Here is a 13,410-nt window from a genome sequence, read left to right as displayed (position 1 = left end):
GTCTTGATGGGGAGAGGGGCATGCTTATATCTTGCCGGCCGGCACTTGCCGCACCTCTCCCCATTTTTCCACCGGCGCGGCGCATCGTCAGCCAACTTCAAGGGCAGGCTAATTCCCTGTTTTGAAAGCGATCTTTGCCGCGTTGGGTGGCAGGCTTTTACCCAGATTGTTTCAATCTGTTAACAAAGGCTTGCCAGACGGTTTCGTCTCAAGCATTCTCCCCATCGTATGCGGCGTTAACGTTCCGGAAACTTCCGCGGTTTGGACCGCCGTTTTTTCCGGACATGTGCGGGGAGGCCACCATGATGACCACACCACGCCTCGTCAGTCTGACCGCGCTTGTGGCCAGCCTGTTCATCGTCATATTGACGATTACTCAAGCCAATGGATTGACTGCAACACCCCAGACGGTCGTCACGGCCGTTGCCTGTGTCGAGACAGCAATCGCACCTGATTGTCCGGCATCGGGATCACTCGTTCAGGCAGTCATCCAGCGCTGACATCATTTTGCCCTGGCCGGGGATTCCTGGCCAGGTGCCATTCTTTCTTGTGGTATCATATTGCGTCCGGTGACTAGCCGGTATGCGCGGTTTGCGGTTGCGCCGAGGCGCGACCTCGGCAAGTCTGTATGCATAGGATGATCGGCCACGCCTTGAGTCGATCCATGGCCGGAAATCCGGAACCCTTTGTCCCGCGTGGACATTGAACTGATGGAGCGAACGTCAACAACCAAGCCCCGGAGATTATGCAAAACGCGGTTTCCGCTATCCTGTCCGCCAGTTCGGGCCCGGTAGCGATCTTCACCGATTTCGACGGTACTCTCGTTGAAATCGCCTCACATCCGGATGCGGTCGTGGTCCCTGAGGACCTGCCCATCCGAATTCGTACCCTGTACGCCGCGCTCGACGGTGCTCTTGCCGTTGTCACAGGCCGCTCCATTGCAGCGATAGATGGCTTCCTGCCATCCCAGGCCTTTTCGCTGACCGGCAGCCATGGCGCCGAATACCGTCACAACGGTGAACAGCAGGCCCCCGAATCCCATCTTGTCGATGACGCCAGAACGATAGCCGACCGTGTTTCCGATAGTCTGCATGGCGAGAATGGCGTTCTCGTCGAGCCCAAGCCCACCGGTGTCGCCGTCCATTACCGCGCAGCGCCGGAAAAGGGCGCCATCGCCAGTGCCGCTCTTGCCCGTGCGCTTGATGGATTTCCCGATTTTCATGCCATAAACGGCAAGAAAGTCGTTGAGGCGCGCCCGAAATCGGCCAACAAGGGCGTTGCGCTTTCCCGATTGATGCAGGTTAACCCGTTTGTCGGCCGCATGCCGATTTTCATAGGTGACGACGTCACCGACGAGGACGGGTTCGCCGCCGCTGAACGCCTTGGCGGATTCGGCATCAGGATCGGTGAGGAGTCAGAAACTCTCGCGCGGTTTTCCCTGCCCGACATCGCCACGCTCTACAGCTATTTCGACGCCCTGATCGAGAGGGAACCAAACAACACCGCATCCAATTTTGCGGATCAGGGAATCCAGGAAAGCAGGATCAGATGAGCCGTCTCATTGTCGTTTCAAATCGAATTCCCGGGAAGGCCCCCGCTGCGGGCGGACTTGCCGTTGCCTTGAAGAAAACCCTTTCGGTGCGAGACGGCTTCTGGTTTGGATGGTCTGGAGCATTCGCCGAAAACCCCAGCCGGGAAGCAAAATTCGAGACCATCGACGGGTTGCAGATCGGCTCGATCGACCTCACTAAATCCGATCACCAAAGCTATTATGCCGGATTTTCCAATTCGATCCTTTGGCCGGCCTTCCATTTGCGGCTCGACCTGACCGACATCCATTCGCACTGGTATGAAGGCTATCGTCGGGTCAACGTCCAGTTCGCCGAGGCTATCGCCAAGCACATCCAGCCCGATGACATCATCTGGGTGCATGATTACCATCTGATTCCGCTGGCAACAGAGCTGCGCCGGCGCAATATCCGCAACAAGATCGGGTTCTATCTCCATATCCCCTTCCCGACTCCTGATGCGCTGAACGCAATTCCCCACCATGAGGAATTGCTGACCGACCTTCTGGCCTATGATCTGGTCGGGTTCCAGGCGCAGCGCGATGTTGCAGCCTTTAACGAATTCATCGCCCACGAGGAAATGTATCGCCAGGCCGGTGGCACGCCGTTCGAAATCGAGATGGGAAACACCGTTCTCGAGGCCTTTCCCATAGGGTCCGATCCTGATGCCTTTGCCAAACTGGCCGCCAGCCCCAACGCCCAGAAGATGTATAAGCGCGTCGAGCGCTCCATGAACGGCCGAGCCATGATCCTGGGTGTCGACAGGCTCGATTATTCAAAGGGCCTGCCACAGCGTGTCCAGGCCTACGAGAAGCTGCTGGAAAACAACGCCAACCTTCGGCGCGCCGTCCACATGATCCAGATCGCCCCGCCCTCGCGCGATACGATCAAGGAATATCAGGTGATCTCCGACGAGTTGGATTCGGCGGTCGGGCGACTGACGGGTCGCTTTGCCGAACCCGACTGGCTGCCCATAACCTACGTCAAACGTGCCTATTCCCAGGCCTCGCTGGCCGGACTTTACCGCCTCGCCCGCGTAGGGCTGGTCACCCCGCTACGCGACGGCATGAACCTGGTGGCGCACGAATATGTCGCCTCACAGAACCCGGAAAACCCGGGGGTTCTCGTCCTCTCGCGCTTCGCGGGTGCGGCCGAGATTTTCCATGATGCGCTCATCATCAATCCCTTCGACACCGACGAAACCGCTGAAGCCATGCGCCTTGCGATCGCCATGCCGCTCGAAGAGCGCAAGGAGCGCTGGGAGGGCCTGATGAAAGTGGCGCAGACCTACAATGTCGACAACTGGGCCGACAGCTATCTGGCCGCGCTGACCGGCGAGATGCCGTCTGCCGCAGCCGGCGAGGACGATCCCGACGGCGATCGGGACGGCAAGAGCGAGCTGCTGCCGCGCGCCGGCGCGCTGGGCCGGCCGGCTACGATGTCAATCGAGCAACGCGCACCGCGCCAGTCTTTCCTGCCATGGCTGCGCTCGGTCTTTTCCGGCACATAAACGAAAAAGGGCGGCCCGAAAGCCGCCCTCTCTTTTCGCACTATGGGAAGAAGTGCAGATCAGAATGTCGAATCCGGGAAATAGTAGTTTTCGGCATTCTCGGGCGTAATCAGCGGCGCACCGAGAATATATTCGCCCGAAACCGGACCGTTCGACGTGAAATGGCTGACGGTCACGTCCATTGCTGTGGCGATCATCGCGGGCGGATAAAGAACGTCCACCGGAACCAGGTCCGAGCCCTCCATCACCATCTGGATGATTTCCTTCATACCGGCCCCGCCGACGATGAACAGTTCATCCTCGCGGCCCGCCTGGCGCACCGCCTCGATGACACCGAGCGCGATGTCGTCGTCCTGCGCCCAGACACCATCGATGTCAGGGAAGCGCGACAGGAAGTCCTGCATCACCTCGAACCCATCGTCTCGGTTCCAGTTGGCGTACTGGTTGTCCAGAACGTTGATGCCCGAGCCGTCGATGGTTTCCATGAACGCGTTGAAGCGCTCGTCATCGATCACCGTCGGGATGCCGCGCAGGATGACGATGTTATCGCCTTCGCCGAGCCGCGAGAGGAAGTATTCGCCCGAGACGGTTCCCAGCGCGGTATTGTTGCCGGCAACATAAACGTCCTCGATGCCTTCCTGAGACAGGCCACGGTCGACAACCGTTACAAAGACGCCCGATTCCTTGACCATCCGCACCGGATCGGTGAGAGGCTCGGACTCGAACGGCAGCACGACCAGCGCGTCGATCTGGTGGATCGAAATCAGATCCTCGAGATCGTTGGCCTGCTGTGCCGGGCCATCGGCAGCAATCAGCACAATGTCGATGTCGGGATTGGCTTCCTCGATCCGGGTCATGGCCTGCTCTGCATGCCAGTTGAGGCCGCCCGCCCAGCCATGAGTGGCCGCCGGAATGGAAACGCCAATGGTGATTTCCTGTGCCGCCGCAGCGGTCACCCCAAGCGCAACGCTGCACAAAGCAGCGCTGGCAATGAGCTTGAGTGTTCGCATGATAGTCCTCCTTGGTTGTGTTTCGCGCCTCTCCTCAAGACGCTGCCCCCGCCGGCGCGCATTGGCGCCGGTTGGAATTTCCAGAGCATTTCCGCCATTCTTCGAAGCACTTGAATGCTCTAAGTCTTTGTTTTATCGCGCTTCCGAAACCCGACAAGCAGGTCCCACCTATCCTGGAAACGCTCTAGCCCCTGGCCTTCCTGAAGATATTGAGATGGCCAAGATTACCGCGCTGCAGCCAGACGGCAGCGATGATGATCACGCCCTGGACCGCACCGTTGAGATAGTTCGAGATGATGTCGGTCAGGTTCAGGATGTTGCCGATGGTCGTGAGCATGATCGCCCCGATCACCGTCCCCCCGATCCGCCCGTACCCGCCCTTGAGCATGGTGCCGCCAATAATCACGGCCGCAATCGCTTCGAGCTCCCAGAGCACACCTGTCGAGGACGAGGCCGAACCCAGTCGCGGAACATAAATTATGGTGGCGATTGAAACGCAAAGCCCCTGGATGACATAGGTCAGCGTTCTGATGCGGTCGACCTTGATCGCCGAATAGCGTGCCACCGTTTCGTTGGACCCGATCGCCATGCAATAGCGCCCGAACGCCGTGCGGTTGAGAAGCACCCAGCCCAGCACCGCAACCAGCGCAAACACCAGCACCGGGATGGGAATACCCAGCAGGTTGCCGTAATAGACGGGGCGATAGGCGTCGCGGATATCGAAGGCCAGCGACAGCGTTCCACCATCGGCGAAATAGGTGACCAGCGAGCGGAAGATACCCATCGTGCCCAGCGTCACGATAAAGGCCTCGATCTTGCCCTTGGTCGTCATGAAGCCGTTGAGAAAGCCCGCGCCCAGCCCCAGCAGCACAGAAGCCGCACAGCCCAGCAGCACTGTCGGAACGCCCGTTCCGAGCGTTTCGATGGCCGCGTTCATCACGATAATCATCGCCCCCGAAATCACCGCGGCCATGGAGCCCACCGAAAGGTCGATCCCGCCTGCTGTGATAACGAAGGTCGCCCCCACCGCGATGATGCCGATAAAGGCCGAGCGCGTGAGAAGATTGGAAATATTGCCCTCTGAGGCAAAGGCCGGGTTGAGTGCCAGCCCCAACAAGCACAACGCAATCAGCGCCACGAGCGGCCCGAAGGTGTGATAGTCGATCCTGAACCGCTTCTTGGCGGGCTTTACACCCTCATGCGCTTGCGCGGTCATCGCCAAATTCTCCCTTGAGCCCTGCGGCATAGCGCATGATTTCTCCCTCTTTGATTTCCGCGCCTTCGAGCGTTCCCATCCGGCGCCCATCGCGCATCACCACCACCCGGTGAGAAAGCCCGATCACCTCCTGCATCTCCGAGGAGACCACGATGATCGATTTGCCCTCTTTGGCGAGCGCGGCGATGATGTGATAAATCTGTTGCTTGGTGCCGACATCGATCCCCCGTGTCGGCTCGTCGATGATGACGATTTCCGGCTCGCTCTCCATGGCCTTGCCCAGCATCAGTTTCTGCTGATTGCCGCCCGAAAGCTGGCCCACGCGAACCGAAGCGTCACGCGCTCTGATATCGAAGCGCCGCGTTGCCCGCTCCATCGCCTCGACTTCGCTCGCTTCGTTGAGAAAGCCCCCCTTGATGTGGCGCTTGAGCGTCAGGAGCGTGAGGTTTCGCTGCAACCCGATGTTGAGCAACAGCCCCTTGCCCTTGCGGTCCTTGGTCATATAGACCAGCCCGGCATCTATCGCCTCCCCGATCGCCGAGAACGCCACGGGCTCACCTCTGAGCCGCACGGTGCCACCGGTCTTTTCCGAGAGGCCGACGATCGCTTCCATGACCGCAGTGCGGCCCGATCCGATCAGCCCGGCAAATCCCAAAATCTCTCCACGCCGCAACGCAAAGCTTACGCCGCGCACGCCCGGCGCCGTAAGCCCTTCCACGTCCAGGATCACCGGCGCGTCGACATCGGGTTCGTTCTTGGGCGGATAAAGATTGGACAACTCGCGTCCCACCATCATCTCGGCAATGGCGTCCGGGGTGAGATCGCCGGTGTCCACGGTCGCGATCAATTGCCCGTCGCGCAACACGGTGATGCGATCCGAAAGCGCCATGACCTCGTCGAGCTTGTGCGAAATGAAGATGATGGCTACGCCCTTGGCTTTCAGGCGCCGCACCTGCTCGAAAAAAATGTCGGTTTCAGCCGATGTCAGAACGGCCGTCGGCTCGTCCATGATGAGGACCCGCGCATCGCGGCTGATCGCCTTGGCAATCTCGACCATCTGCTTGTCGGCAACCGAAAGGGTGTTGATGCGCGCATTGGGGTCGATCGACACATGCAGGCCATCGAGAATACGCTGTGCCTCGGCCTGCATTTCGGCCCGGCGCAGAAACCCGTATCGCTTCCATTCACGGCCCAGAAAAATGCTCTCGGCCACGGTCAGGTGCTCGGCGAGATTGAGCTCCTGATGGATAACCACGATTCCGAGCGATGCACTTTCCCCGTTGGAGGGAAGCCGGATCGGTTCACCGTCGAGCACAATGGTGCCCGAGGTCGGCTGCTCGATGCCCGAAAGGATCTTGATAAGGGTCGATTTGCCGGCGCCGTTCTCTCCGATCAGCGCGTGGACCTCGCCTTGGCGAACGTCGAAATCGATGCTGAACAGAACCGGCACTTCTCCAAAGCTCTTGGAAACTCGGCTGGCTGCCAGAATATGCGGCGTACTGGCGCTATCGGCCATCCACCAGTCCTCCCCCTATCTCCCACCGGCTCACTGGCCAGCTTCTCCAATTGCCAATTTGTGTAAACCTTTTCATTTGGCATGTAAAGGTTTACACAAGGCCAGATGTGTATAAACCATTGCGTCGGGATTGAGGGTGGCCAAGCCGTTTCCAGGATAAGCGGGAACCAACGTCTCCGGTTCGGAAACGCGACAAAAAAAAGCGCCCAGCATCCAATGCGTTGAATGGCCGTGCTCCGCAAGGAAGGCATCGGCAGGGGGAGAGCCTTGAGCGCGGTCAAACCAGCAACGATCGAGGATGTGGCATTGATCGCCGGCGTTTCGATCGCCACGGTCTCCCGCGCCCTCAACGAACCAGGCAAAGTCGCCGACTCCACACGCCGCAAGGTCATAGAGGCCGTGGCCCAGACCGGCTACACGACCAACGCCATGGCGCGCAATCTGCGCACACGGCGTTCGCACATGATCCTGATCCTGGCTCCCGATGTCGGCGATCCGAACTTTTCCAACATTCTGGTGGGCCTTGAAACCGAAGCCTCAAAGCGCGGCTATGGCGTCCTGATCGGCAACACGCAGAACGATCCGGTCCGCGAGACCGACTATCTGCGCTTTATCGCCTCCAACCAGGCCGACGGGATCATTCTGTTCACCGGCCACTTGCCCTTCGGCCTGATCGACAACCAGCCGGGGGCGCGCCTGCCTCCGATGGTCGCCATCAACGAACCGATCCCCAATTCCAGTATTCCCTTCGTCGGCGTCGACAACATCGAAGGTGCCCGCGTCGCCACCGACCACCTCATCAGCCAGGGGCACCGCGAAATTGCCTTTATCGGTCAGTCCCCGGGCCGTGCCGTTGCCCAATTGCGCGAGCGCGGCTTTCGCACCGCACTCACGGCGGCCGGCATTTCAGCGCAGACCAGCTTCATACTCGAAGCCGATGGAACCACCGAAAGCGGCCGCGCAGCGGCCGAGCGCATGTTCGTGCGCGACCGGCTGCCGACGGCCTTTTTCTGCGTCAACGATGCGACGGCGCTGGGGGTGTTGATCGCGCTCACCGCGCGCGGCTATGACCTGCCGCAAGATTTCTCCGTCATGGGCTTTGACGACATTTCCTTTGCCAGCTTTGTCACGCCGTCCTTGACCACAATGAAACAGCCCCGCCTCAAGATCGGCGAGGCCAGCATGGACCTGCTACTCGAAATGCTGGAAGGCGAAAGACCCACCAGCCGCGAAATCCTTCTGCGCTCCGAACTGATCCTGCGCAATTCGGTCTCTCTGCGCCGCCCGGCCTGACGCCTATTGCGCCGCGGGGGTTTCGGTCTCCGCGGGGTCGGCTGCGGGCCCGGTCGCATCCACCGGAGCGGTTTCAATGGGAGTATCGATGGCTGGCGAATCGGCGCCTTCCGGCTCGGTCACGGCCTCGTCTGTCGGCGCCGGGGTCGGCAAACCCTCAAGGTCGCTGTCCACATCGCCACCGGCAGCCGGTACGTCCTCGAGCGTAGCGCCGCCATCAGTGGTCGTCGCGGTCTCATCGTAGGTCGCCGTGCTGAACCAGTAGACAGCCACGAACAGAACGACGATTGCGACCAATCCGTAGATCAGAACACGCGAGTTCATCAAGCGGCTATTGCCCTGCCGCGCTTCGGTCTTGGTAAGATCGGGCTTTTCATCGCTCATGGGTGCGTCCCTCATGATTTGAACTCGACCGGAGTTCGTCGGGTCAGGCACAATGCCCGTCAGCGGTTTAACGCTTGGCCCGGCATCACGTTCCACCACCCACTGATGCAAAATTGGGCAAATGAAAAATATCGTTCAACAAGTCACCACCTCATGTGCAATCGGCCTTGCGTGGTGATAAATGTGACGACATAGTGTTTTTGTCCATTTGGTCCAATTTTGGCGCGTGATGACGGCAAGCGGCTCAGAACCACTGCTGACCCTCAGAGGTCTCACCAAATCCTTCGGGAGTTTCAAGGCCAACGACTCCGTTGATTTGCAGGTATTTCCGGGTGAAATCCATGCTCTTCTGGGTGAAAACGGAGCCGGGAAATCCACCTTCGTCAAAATGCTCTATGGCGCGCTGCAGCCCGACGCGGGCGAGATCGTCTGGCGGGGCAAGCCCGTTTCCATTCCCAGTCCCGCCTTCGCCCGCCAGCTTGGCGTGGGCATGGTGTTCCAGCACTTTTCCCTTTTTGAAGCGCTCACGGTTGCCGAAAACGTTGCCGTCGCCCTGCCCGGCGACACGCCCATCAAAAAAGTGGCAGCCGACGTCGAAAAGGTCTCGAAGGAATACGGGCTGCCGCTCAAACCGCACGCCTATGTGCACGACCTTTCGGTCGGCGAGCGCCAGCGCATCGAGATCGTGCGCTGCCTTTTGGGCCATCCCGACCTCATCATCATGGACGAGCCGACCTCGGTCCTCACGCCCCAGGAGGTCGACGACCTTTTTGCCGTGCTGCGCAAGCTGCGCGACGAGGGAAAGGCTATCCTCTATATTTCGCACAAGCTCGAAGAGGTAAGGGCGCTGTGCGAACGCGCCACCATCCTGCGCCACGGCAAGGTCGTTGGTACCTGCATCCCGCGCGATGAAACCGCAGCCTCGATCGCAAAGATGATGGTCGGCGCCGATATCCACCAGATCCGCCCCGCCAAGGCCCGCGCCCAGAGCGCAGAACCGCTGCTTTCCATCGCCAATCTCTCCATGGATTCCCGCGAGGCATTCGGCACGCCCCTCAATGACATTTCATTCGATCTGTTTCCCGGCGAAATCGTCGGCATCGCCGGAATTGCCGGCAACGGCCAGTCCGAGCTGTTCGATGTGCTGTCTGGTGAACGCCTTGCCGGGAGGCCTGAACAGATAACGCTTTTCGGCCAACCGGTAGGCCATGACGACATCAGCGCCCGGCGCGCCAAAGGCGCTGTCTTTATCTCCGAGGAACGGTTGGGCCACGCCACCGTCCCCTCACTCTCGCTGAGCGAAAATGTCATCCTCACCCGCTACCGGGTCAATCCGGACCTCAGATCGGGCATGTTCCTCAACCGCGGCAAGGCCAAGAGCCTGCTCGACACCATCGTCAAAGCCCTCGACGTGCGCAAAAGCGCGTCCGACCCGGCGGCCCAGTCCCTCTCGGGCGGCAATCTGCAGAAATTCATCATCGGACGCGAAGTGCTCGAAGATCCCAAAGTGATCATCGTCAACCAACCCACCTGGGGTGTCGACGCCGGATCGGCCGCCCGTATCCGCCAGACCCTTGTCGATCTCGCCCAGGACGGCGCCGCCATTCTGGTCATCAGCCAGGACCTTGACGAACTTTTCGAATTCACCGACCGCCTCGCCGCCATCGCCGAAGGCCGCCTCTCCGATTTCGCGCCCGTCGCCCAGACCGACCGCAACGCCATCGGACTCAAGATGTCGGGCATTTTCGAAGGCCAGCCCGCATGAGGCTTGAACTCATCAAACGCGGCAATCCCTCCCGCGCCCTGCAATTTCTCTCTCCGCTGATCGGGCTGGCTCTGGCGGTGCTGACCGGGGCGATCATGTTCGCCATTCTGGGCAAAGACCCGCTGGCGGCTCTCTACGTCTATTTCATCGAACCGCTGACCGAGCTGTGGTCGATCCACGAACTGCTCATCAAGGCCGCGCCGCTCATCCTGATGGGGGCCGGGCTTTCGGTCTGCTACCTCTCCAACAACTGGAACATCGGCGCCGAGGGCCAGTTCATCATGGGGGCGTTGGCCGGATCGATATTCCCGGTCCTGTTCACCGATTTCCAGAGCCCGCTCGTCCTGCCCCTGATGATGGCGTTCGCCATCGTCGGCGGTGCCCTGTGGGCCGGCATTCCGGCGCTGCTCAAGGCCAAATTCAATACCAACGAAATCCTCGTGAGCCTGATGTTGGTCTATGTGGCCGAGCTGATCCTCGACTATCTGGTGCGCGGCCCCTGGCGCAATCCCGAGGGCATGAATTTCCCCGAGTCCGTGCGCTTCCATGACTTCGCGCGCATTCCCGAGCTGATGCCCGCCGATGGCCGTGCCAATTGGGGCATCGCCATTGCCATCATCGTAGCCATCGCCATCTGGATCATGCTGTCGCGTACGCTCAAAGGCTTTGAAATCAAGGTGCTCGGCACCAGCCCGCGCGCCGGCAAATTCGCCGGGTTCGATGCCAAGAAAATGATCTTTTTCTCTTTCCTGCTGGCTGGTGGCTGTGCCGGGCTGGCCGGCATCATCGAAGTGGCCGGCGCCTCGGCCCAACTCCGCCCCATTATCTCGCCCGGCTACGGGTTCACCGCCATCATCGTTGCATTCCTTGGCCGCCTCAATCCGCTCGGCGTGATCGTTGCCGGGCTCGTTCTCGCGCTCACCTATCTCGGCGGAGAAGCCGCGCAGATCTCGCTCGGGCTGTCCGACAAGGTGGCCCGCGTCTTTCAGGGCGCATTGCTGCTCTATATCCTGGCCTGCGATACGCTGATCCACTACAGCGTCCGTTTCGCCCGTACGCCAAAGGTATCGGGGAGCGCCGCCGATGCTTGAGTCGATCCTTCTCACCATCATCACCGCCGCAACGCCTTTGTTGCTCGCCGCCATCGGCGAACTCGTCGTGGAACGCTCCGGCACCCTCAATCTCGGCGTCGAAGGCATGATGGTCATGGGCGCCGTCGGCGGTTTCGTGGGCATGATCGTCACTGGCAACCCGTTCGTCGGGGCTCTGGTCGGCATGCTGTTCGGCACGGCCCTCTCGTTGCTCTTTGCCGTCCTGACCCTGACGCTTGCCACCAACCAGTATGCCACGGGCCTTGCCCTTACCATTCTGGGCCTGGGGCTATCTGGGCTGATCGGCGAACCCTATGTCGGTCGCTCCGCCGTCCGCATGCCGGTCCTCGACATCCCAGGCCTGTCCGACATCCCGATCGTGGGTCGCTTGCTGTTCGGTCAGGACATTATCTTCTACATTTCCATAGCGCTGGTCGTCGGCGTCGCCTGGTTCCTGTTCAGGACCAAACAGGGCCTCACCCTTCGCTCCATCGGTGACAATCCGCAATCGGCCCACGCGCTCGGCATCAAGGTCATCCGCTACCGCTATGTCGCAGTTCTGTTCGGCGGTGCCTGTGCGGGGCTGGCCGGCGCGCATCTTTCGCTCGTTTATACACCGCAATGGACCGAGAACATGTCGGCGGGCCGCGGCTGGATTGCGCTGGCGCTCGTGGTCTTTGCCTCCTGGCGTCCGGGTCGGGTGCTGGCGGGGGCATATCTGTTCGGCGCGGTCTCCATCGGTCAATTGCACGCCCAGGCGCTGGGGATCGGCATTCCGTCCCAGTTTCTCTCGGCGCTCCCCTATCTCGCTACCGTCCTCGTTCTGGTCCTGATTTCCCAGAACCGGCGGCTGACGCTGATCAACACCCCGGCCTCGCTCGGCAAGAGCTTTGTGCCGGATCGCTAAACCATAAGAACTTTTAAGGAAGGGACACTCATGAAAACGCTCCTCTCAACCCTTGCGGCAGCCACGGCGCTGTCGATGACCCTCACTCCCGTAGCCATGGCGCAGGACGAGCCTGTCGAAGCCTGCTTTGTCTATGTCGGTTCGCACACCGATGGCGGCTGGAGCCAGGCACACGACATCGCCCGCCTCGCTGTCGAGGAAGAATATGGCGACGCTGTCGAAACCCGCTATATCGAAAACGTCGCCGAAGCGACGTCCGAAGGCGCTATCGAGCGCATGGCGCGTTCGGGGTGCGACATCATCTTCACCACCTCGTTTGGCTTCATGGACCCCACCGTTGCCGTTGCAGAGCGCTTCCCGGACGTCCTGTTCGAACACGCCACAGGCTACAAGACCGCACCCAATGTCTCGGTCTACAATTCGCGCTTCTATGAAGGCCGCTACATCCAGGGCGTCATCGCCGCCTCGATGTCGGAAGCCGGAATTGCCGGTTACATCGGCTCGTTCCCCATCCCCGAAGTGGTACAGGGCATCAACGCCTTCATGCTCGGCGCGCAGTCGATCGACCCCGATTTCGCCGTCAAGGTGGTCTGGGCCAATTCCTGGTACGATCCCGGTGCGGAAGCCGACGCCGCCAAGGTCCTGATGGATCAGGGCGTCGATATCATCACCCAGCACACCGACTCCACCGCCCCCATGCAGGAAGCCGCCGCCCGCGGCATCAAGGCATTCGGCCAGGCGTCCGACATGATCGAAGCCGGCCCAGAGACCCAGCTTACCGCCATCGTCGATACCTGGGCGCCCTACTACATCGAGCGCGTCGGCGCGGTGATCGACGGCACCTGGGAAACCTCGGACAGCTGGGACGGCCTGGCCGATGGCATCCTGACCATGGCGCCCTACACCAATATGCCTGAAGAGGTCGCCGCACTGGCCGAAGAGACCGAGGAAGCCATCAAATCCGGCGAACTCGTGGTCTTCACCGGCCCGATCACCAAACAGGACGGCACCGAGTGGCTCGCCGAAGGCGAACAGGCCGATGATGGCACTCTGCTGGGCCTCAACTTCTACGTCGAAGGCGTGGACGACCAGCTTCCCGAGTAAGCAGAAAAACCGGTCGATCGAAAGCGGCGGCAGCAATGCCGCCGCT

The 13,410-nt window shown here is 60.6% G+C and carries 12 protein-coding genes; 8 read left to right on the top strand and 4 right to left on the bottom strand.

What is annotated here, in order from left to right; genetic code table 11:
- The first annotated feature begins 302 nt into the window (after window positions 1-302).
- The 3 genes from V6617_RS05640 to V6617_RS05630 all read left to right on the top strand — a co-directional run bounded on the left by V6617_RS05640 (window position 303) and on the right by V6617_RS05630 (window position 3,078).
- Entirely contained in the window at window positions 303-500 is a 198-nt protein-coding gene (locus tag V6617_RS05640) for a hypothetical protein (protein ID WP_338609687.1), read from the top strand.
- Between the two features lie 245 nt (window positions 501-745).
- Complete coding sequence (otsB, locus tag V6617_RS05635) at window positions 746-1,552, top strand: trehalose-phosphatase (protein WP_338609686.1); 807 nt, start codon at window positions 746-748, stop codon at window positions 1,550-1,552.
- Window positions 1,549-3,078: an alpha,alpha-trehalose-phosphate synthase (UDP-forming) gene (locus V6617_RS05630; protein WP_338609685.1), complete on the top strand. Its 1,530-nt coding sequence runs from the start codon at window positions 1,549-1,551 to the stop codon at window positions 3,076-3,078. Before otsB ends, V6617_RS05630 begins: the two co-directional genes overlap by 4 nt.
- A 59-nt stretch (window positions 3,079-3,137) precedes the next feature.
- On the opposite strand, the gene V6617_RS05625 is transcribed toward V6617_RS05630, so the two are convergent.
- The 3 genes from V6617_RS05625 to V6617_RS05615 all read right to left on the bottom strand — a co-directional run bounded on the left by V6617_RS05625 (window position 3,138) and on the right by V6617_RS05615 (window position 6,820).
- Window positions 3,138-4,088 (bottom strand): substrate-binding domain-containing protein, encoded by a 951-nt coding sequence (locus tag V6617_RS05625; RefSeq protein WP_338609684.1) that lies wholly within the window; start codon window positions 4,086-4,088, stop codon window positions 3,138-3,140.
- Window positions 4,089-4,272: 184 nt separating this feature from the next.
- Window positions 4,273-5,304, bottom strand: a complete 1,032-nt coding sequence (locus tag V6617_RS05620) for an ABC transporter permease (RefSeq protein WP_338609683.1) — start codon at window positions 5,302-5,304, stop codon at window positions 4,273-4,275.
- Window positions 5,285-6,820, bottom strand: coding sequence for a sugar ABC transporter ATP-binding protein (locus V6617_RS05615; RefSeq protein ID WP_338609682.1), 1,536 nt, complete (start codon window positions 6,818-6,820; stop codon window positions 5,285-5,287). The genes V6617_RS05620 and V6617_RS05615 overlap by 20 nt, the downstream gene beginning before the upstream one ends.
- Window positions 6,821-7,087: 267 nt before the next feature.
- On the opposite strand from V6617_RS05615, the gene V6617_RS05610 reads away from it, so the two are divergent.
- Complete coding sequence (locus V6617_RS05610; RefSeq protein ID WP_338609681.1) at window positions 7,088-8,113, top strand: LacI family DNA-binding transcriptional regulator; 1,026 nt, start codon at window positions 7,088-7,090, stop codon at window positions 8,111-8,113.
- A 3-nt stretch (window positions 8,114-8,116) separates the two neighbouring features.
- Here the strand turns inward: V6617_RS05610 and V6617_RS05605 are convergent, their stop codons facing one another.
- Entirely contained in the window at window positions 8,117-8,497 is a 381-nt protein-coding gene (locus V6617_RS05605) for a hypothetical protein (protein WP_338609680.1), read from the bottom strand.
- Window positions 8,498-8,726: 229 nt separating this feature from the next.
- On the opposite strand from V6617_RS05605, the gene V6617_RS05600 reads away from it, so the two are divergent.
- From V6617_RS05600 to V6617_RS05585, 4 genes are read left to right on the top strand one after another with little or no spacing between them, the layout of a single operon-like run.
- Window positions 8,727-10,262 carry an ABC transporter ATP-binding protein gene (locus tag V6617_RS05600; protein WP_338609679.1) on the top strand — a complete coding sequence of 512 codons (1,536 nt, stop codon included), beginning with the start codon at window positions 8,727-8,729 and terminating at the stop codon, window positions 10,260-10,262.
- A complete protein-coding gene (locus tag V6617_RS05595; protein ID WP_338609678.1) occupies window positions 10,259-11,353 on the top strand; it encodes an ABC transporter permease in 1,095 nt (364 codons plus the stop codon). The genes V6617_RS05600 and V6617_RS05595 overlap by 4 nt, the downstream gene beginning before the upstream one ends.
- Window positions 11,346-12,260 (top strand): ABC transporter permease, encoded by a 915-nt coding sequence (locus V6617_RS05590; protein WP_338609677.1) that lies wholly within the window; start codon window positions 11,346-11,348, stop codon window positions 12,258-12,260. The genes V6617_RS05595 and V6617_RS05590 overlap by 8 nt, the downstream gene beginning before the upstream one ends.
- 30 nt (window positions 12,261-12,290) lie before the next feature.
- On the top strand, window positions 12,291-13,364 hold the full coding sequence (locus V6617_RS05585; RefSeq protein ID WP_338609676.1) for a BMP family ABC transporter substrate-binding protein: 1,074 nt from the start codon (window positions 12,291-12,293) through the stop codon (window positions 13,362-13,364).
- Window positions 13,365-13,410 lie beyond the last annotated feature (46 nt).

The sequence above is a fragment of the Pelagibacterium nitratireducens genome (assembly GCF_037044555.1).
GTDB lineage: Bacteria > Pseudomonadota > Alphaproteobacteria > Rhizobiales > Devosiaceae > Pelagibacterium > Pelagibacterium nitratireducens.
The sequence above is the reverse complement of the archived record's forward strand: the minus strand, read 5'-3'. Positions and strand labels throughout refer to the sequence as shown.

What these genes read in the sequence shown, in the direction of transcription:
- V6617_RS05615 (WP_338609682.1), bottom strand. Translation starts at nt 6,820, where the DNA reads ATGGCCGATAGCGCCAGTACGCCGCATATTCTGGCAGCCAGCCGAGTT.
- V6617_RS05630 (WP_338609685.1), top strand. Translation starts at nt 1,549, where the DNA reads ATGAGCCGTCTCATTGTCGTTTCAAATCGAATTCCCGGGAAGGCCCCC.
- V6617_RS05620 (WP_338609683.1), bottom strand. Translation starts at nt 5,304, where the DNA reads ATGACCGCGCAAGCGCATGAGGGTGTAAAGCCCGCCAAGAAGCGGTTC.
- otsB (WP_338609686.1), top strand. Translation starts at nt 746, where the DNA reads ATGCAAAACGCGGTTTCCGCTATCCTGTCCGCCAGTTCGGGCCCGGTA.
- V6617_RS05600 (WP_338609679.1), top strand. Translation starts at nt 8,727, where the DNA reads ATGACGGCAAGCGGCTCAGAACCACTGCTGACCCTCAGAGGTCTCACC.
- V6617_RS05640 (WP_338609687.1), top strand. Translation starts at nt 303, where the DNA reads ATGATGACCACACCACGCCTCGTCAGTCTGACCGCGCTTGTGGCCAGC.
- V6617_RS05605 (WP_338609680.1), bottom strand. Translation starts at nt 8,497, where the DNA reads ATGAGCGATGAAAAGCCCGATCTTACCAAGACCGAAGCGCGGCAGGGC.
- V6617_RS05625 (WP_338609684.1), bottom strand. Translation starts at nt 4,088, where the DNA reads ATGCGAACACTCAAGCTCATTGCCAGCGCTGCTTTGTGCAGCGTTGCG.
- V6617_RS05595 (WP_338609678.1), top strand. Translation starts at nt 10,259, where the DNA reads ATGAGGCTTGAACTCATCAAACGCGGCAATCCCTCCCGCGCCCTGCAA.
- V6617_RS05585 (WP_338609676.1), top strand. Translation starts at nt 12,291, where the DNA reads ATGAAAACGCTCCTCTCAACCCTTGCGGCAGCCACGGCGCTGTCGATG.
- V6617_RS05590 (WP_338609677.1), top strand. Translation starts at nt 11,346, where the DNA reads ATGCTTGAGTCGATCCTTCTCACCATCATCACCGCCGCAACGCCTTTG.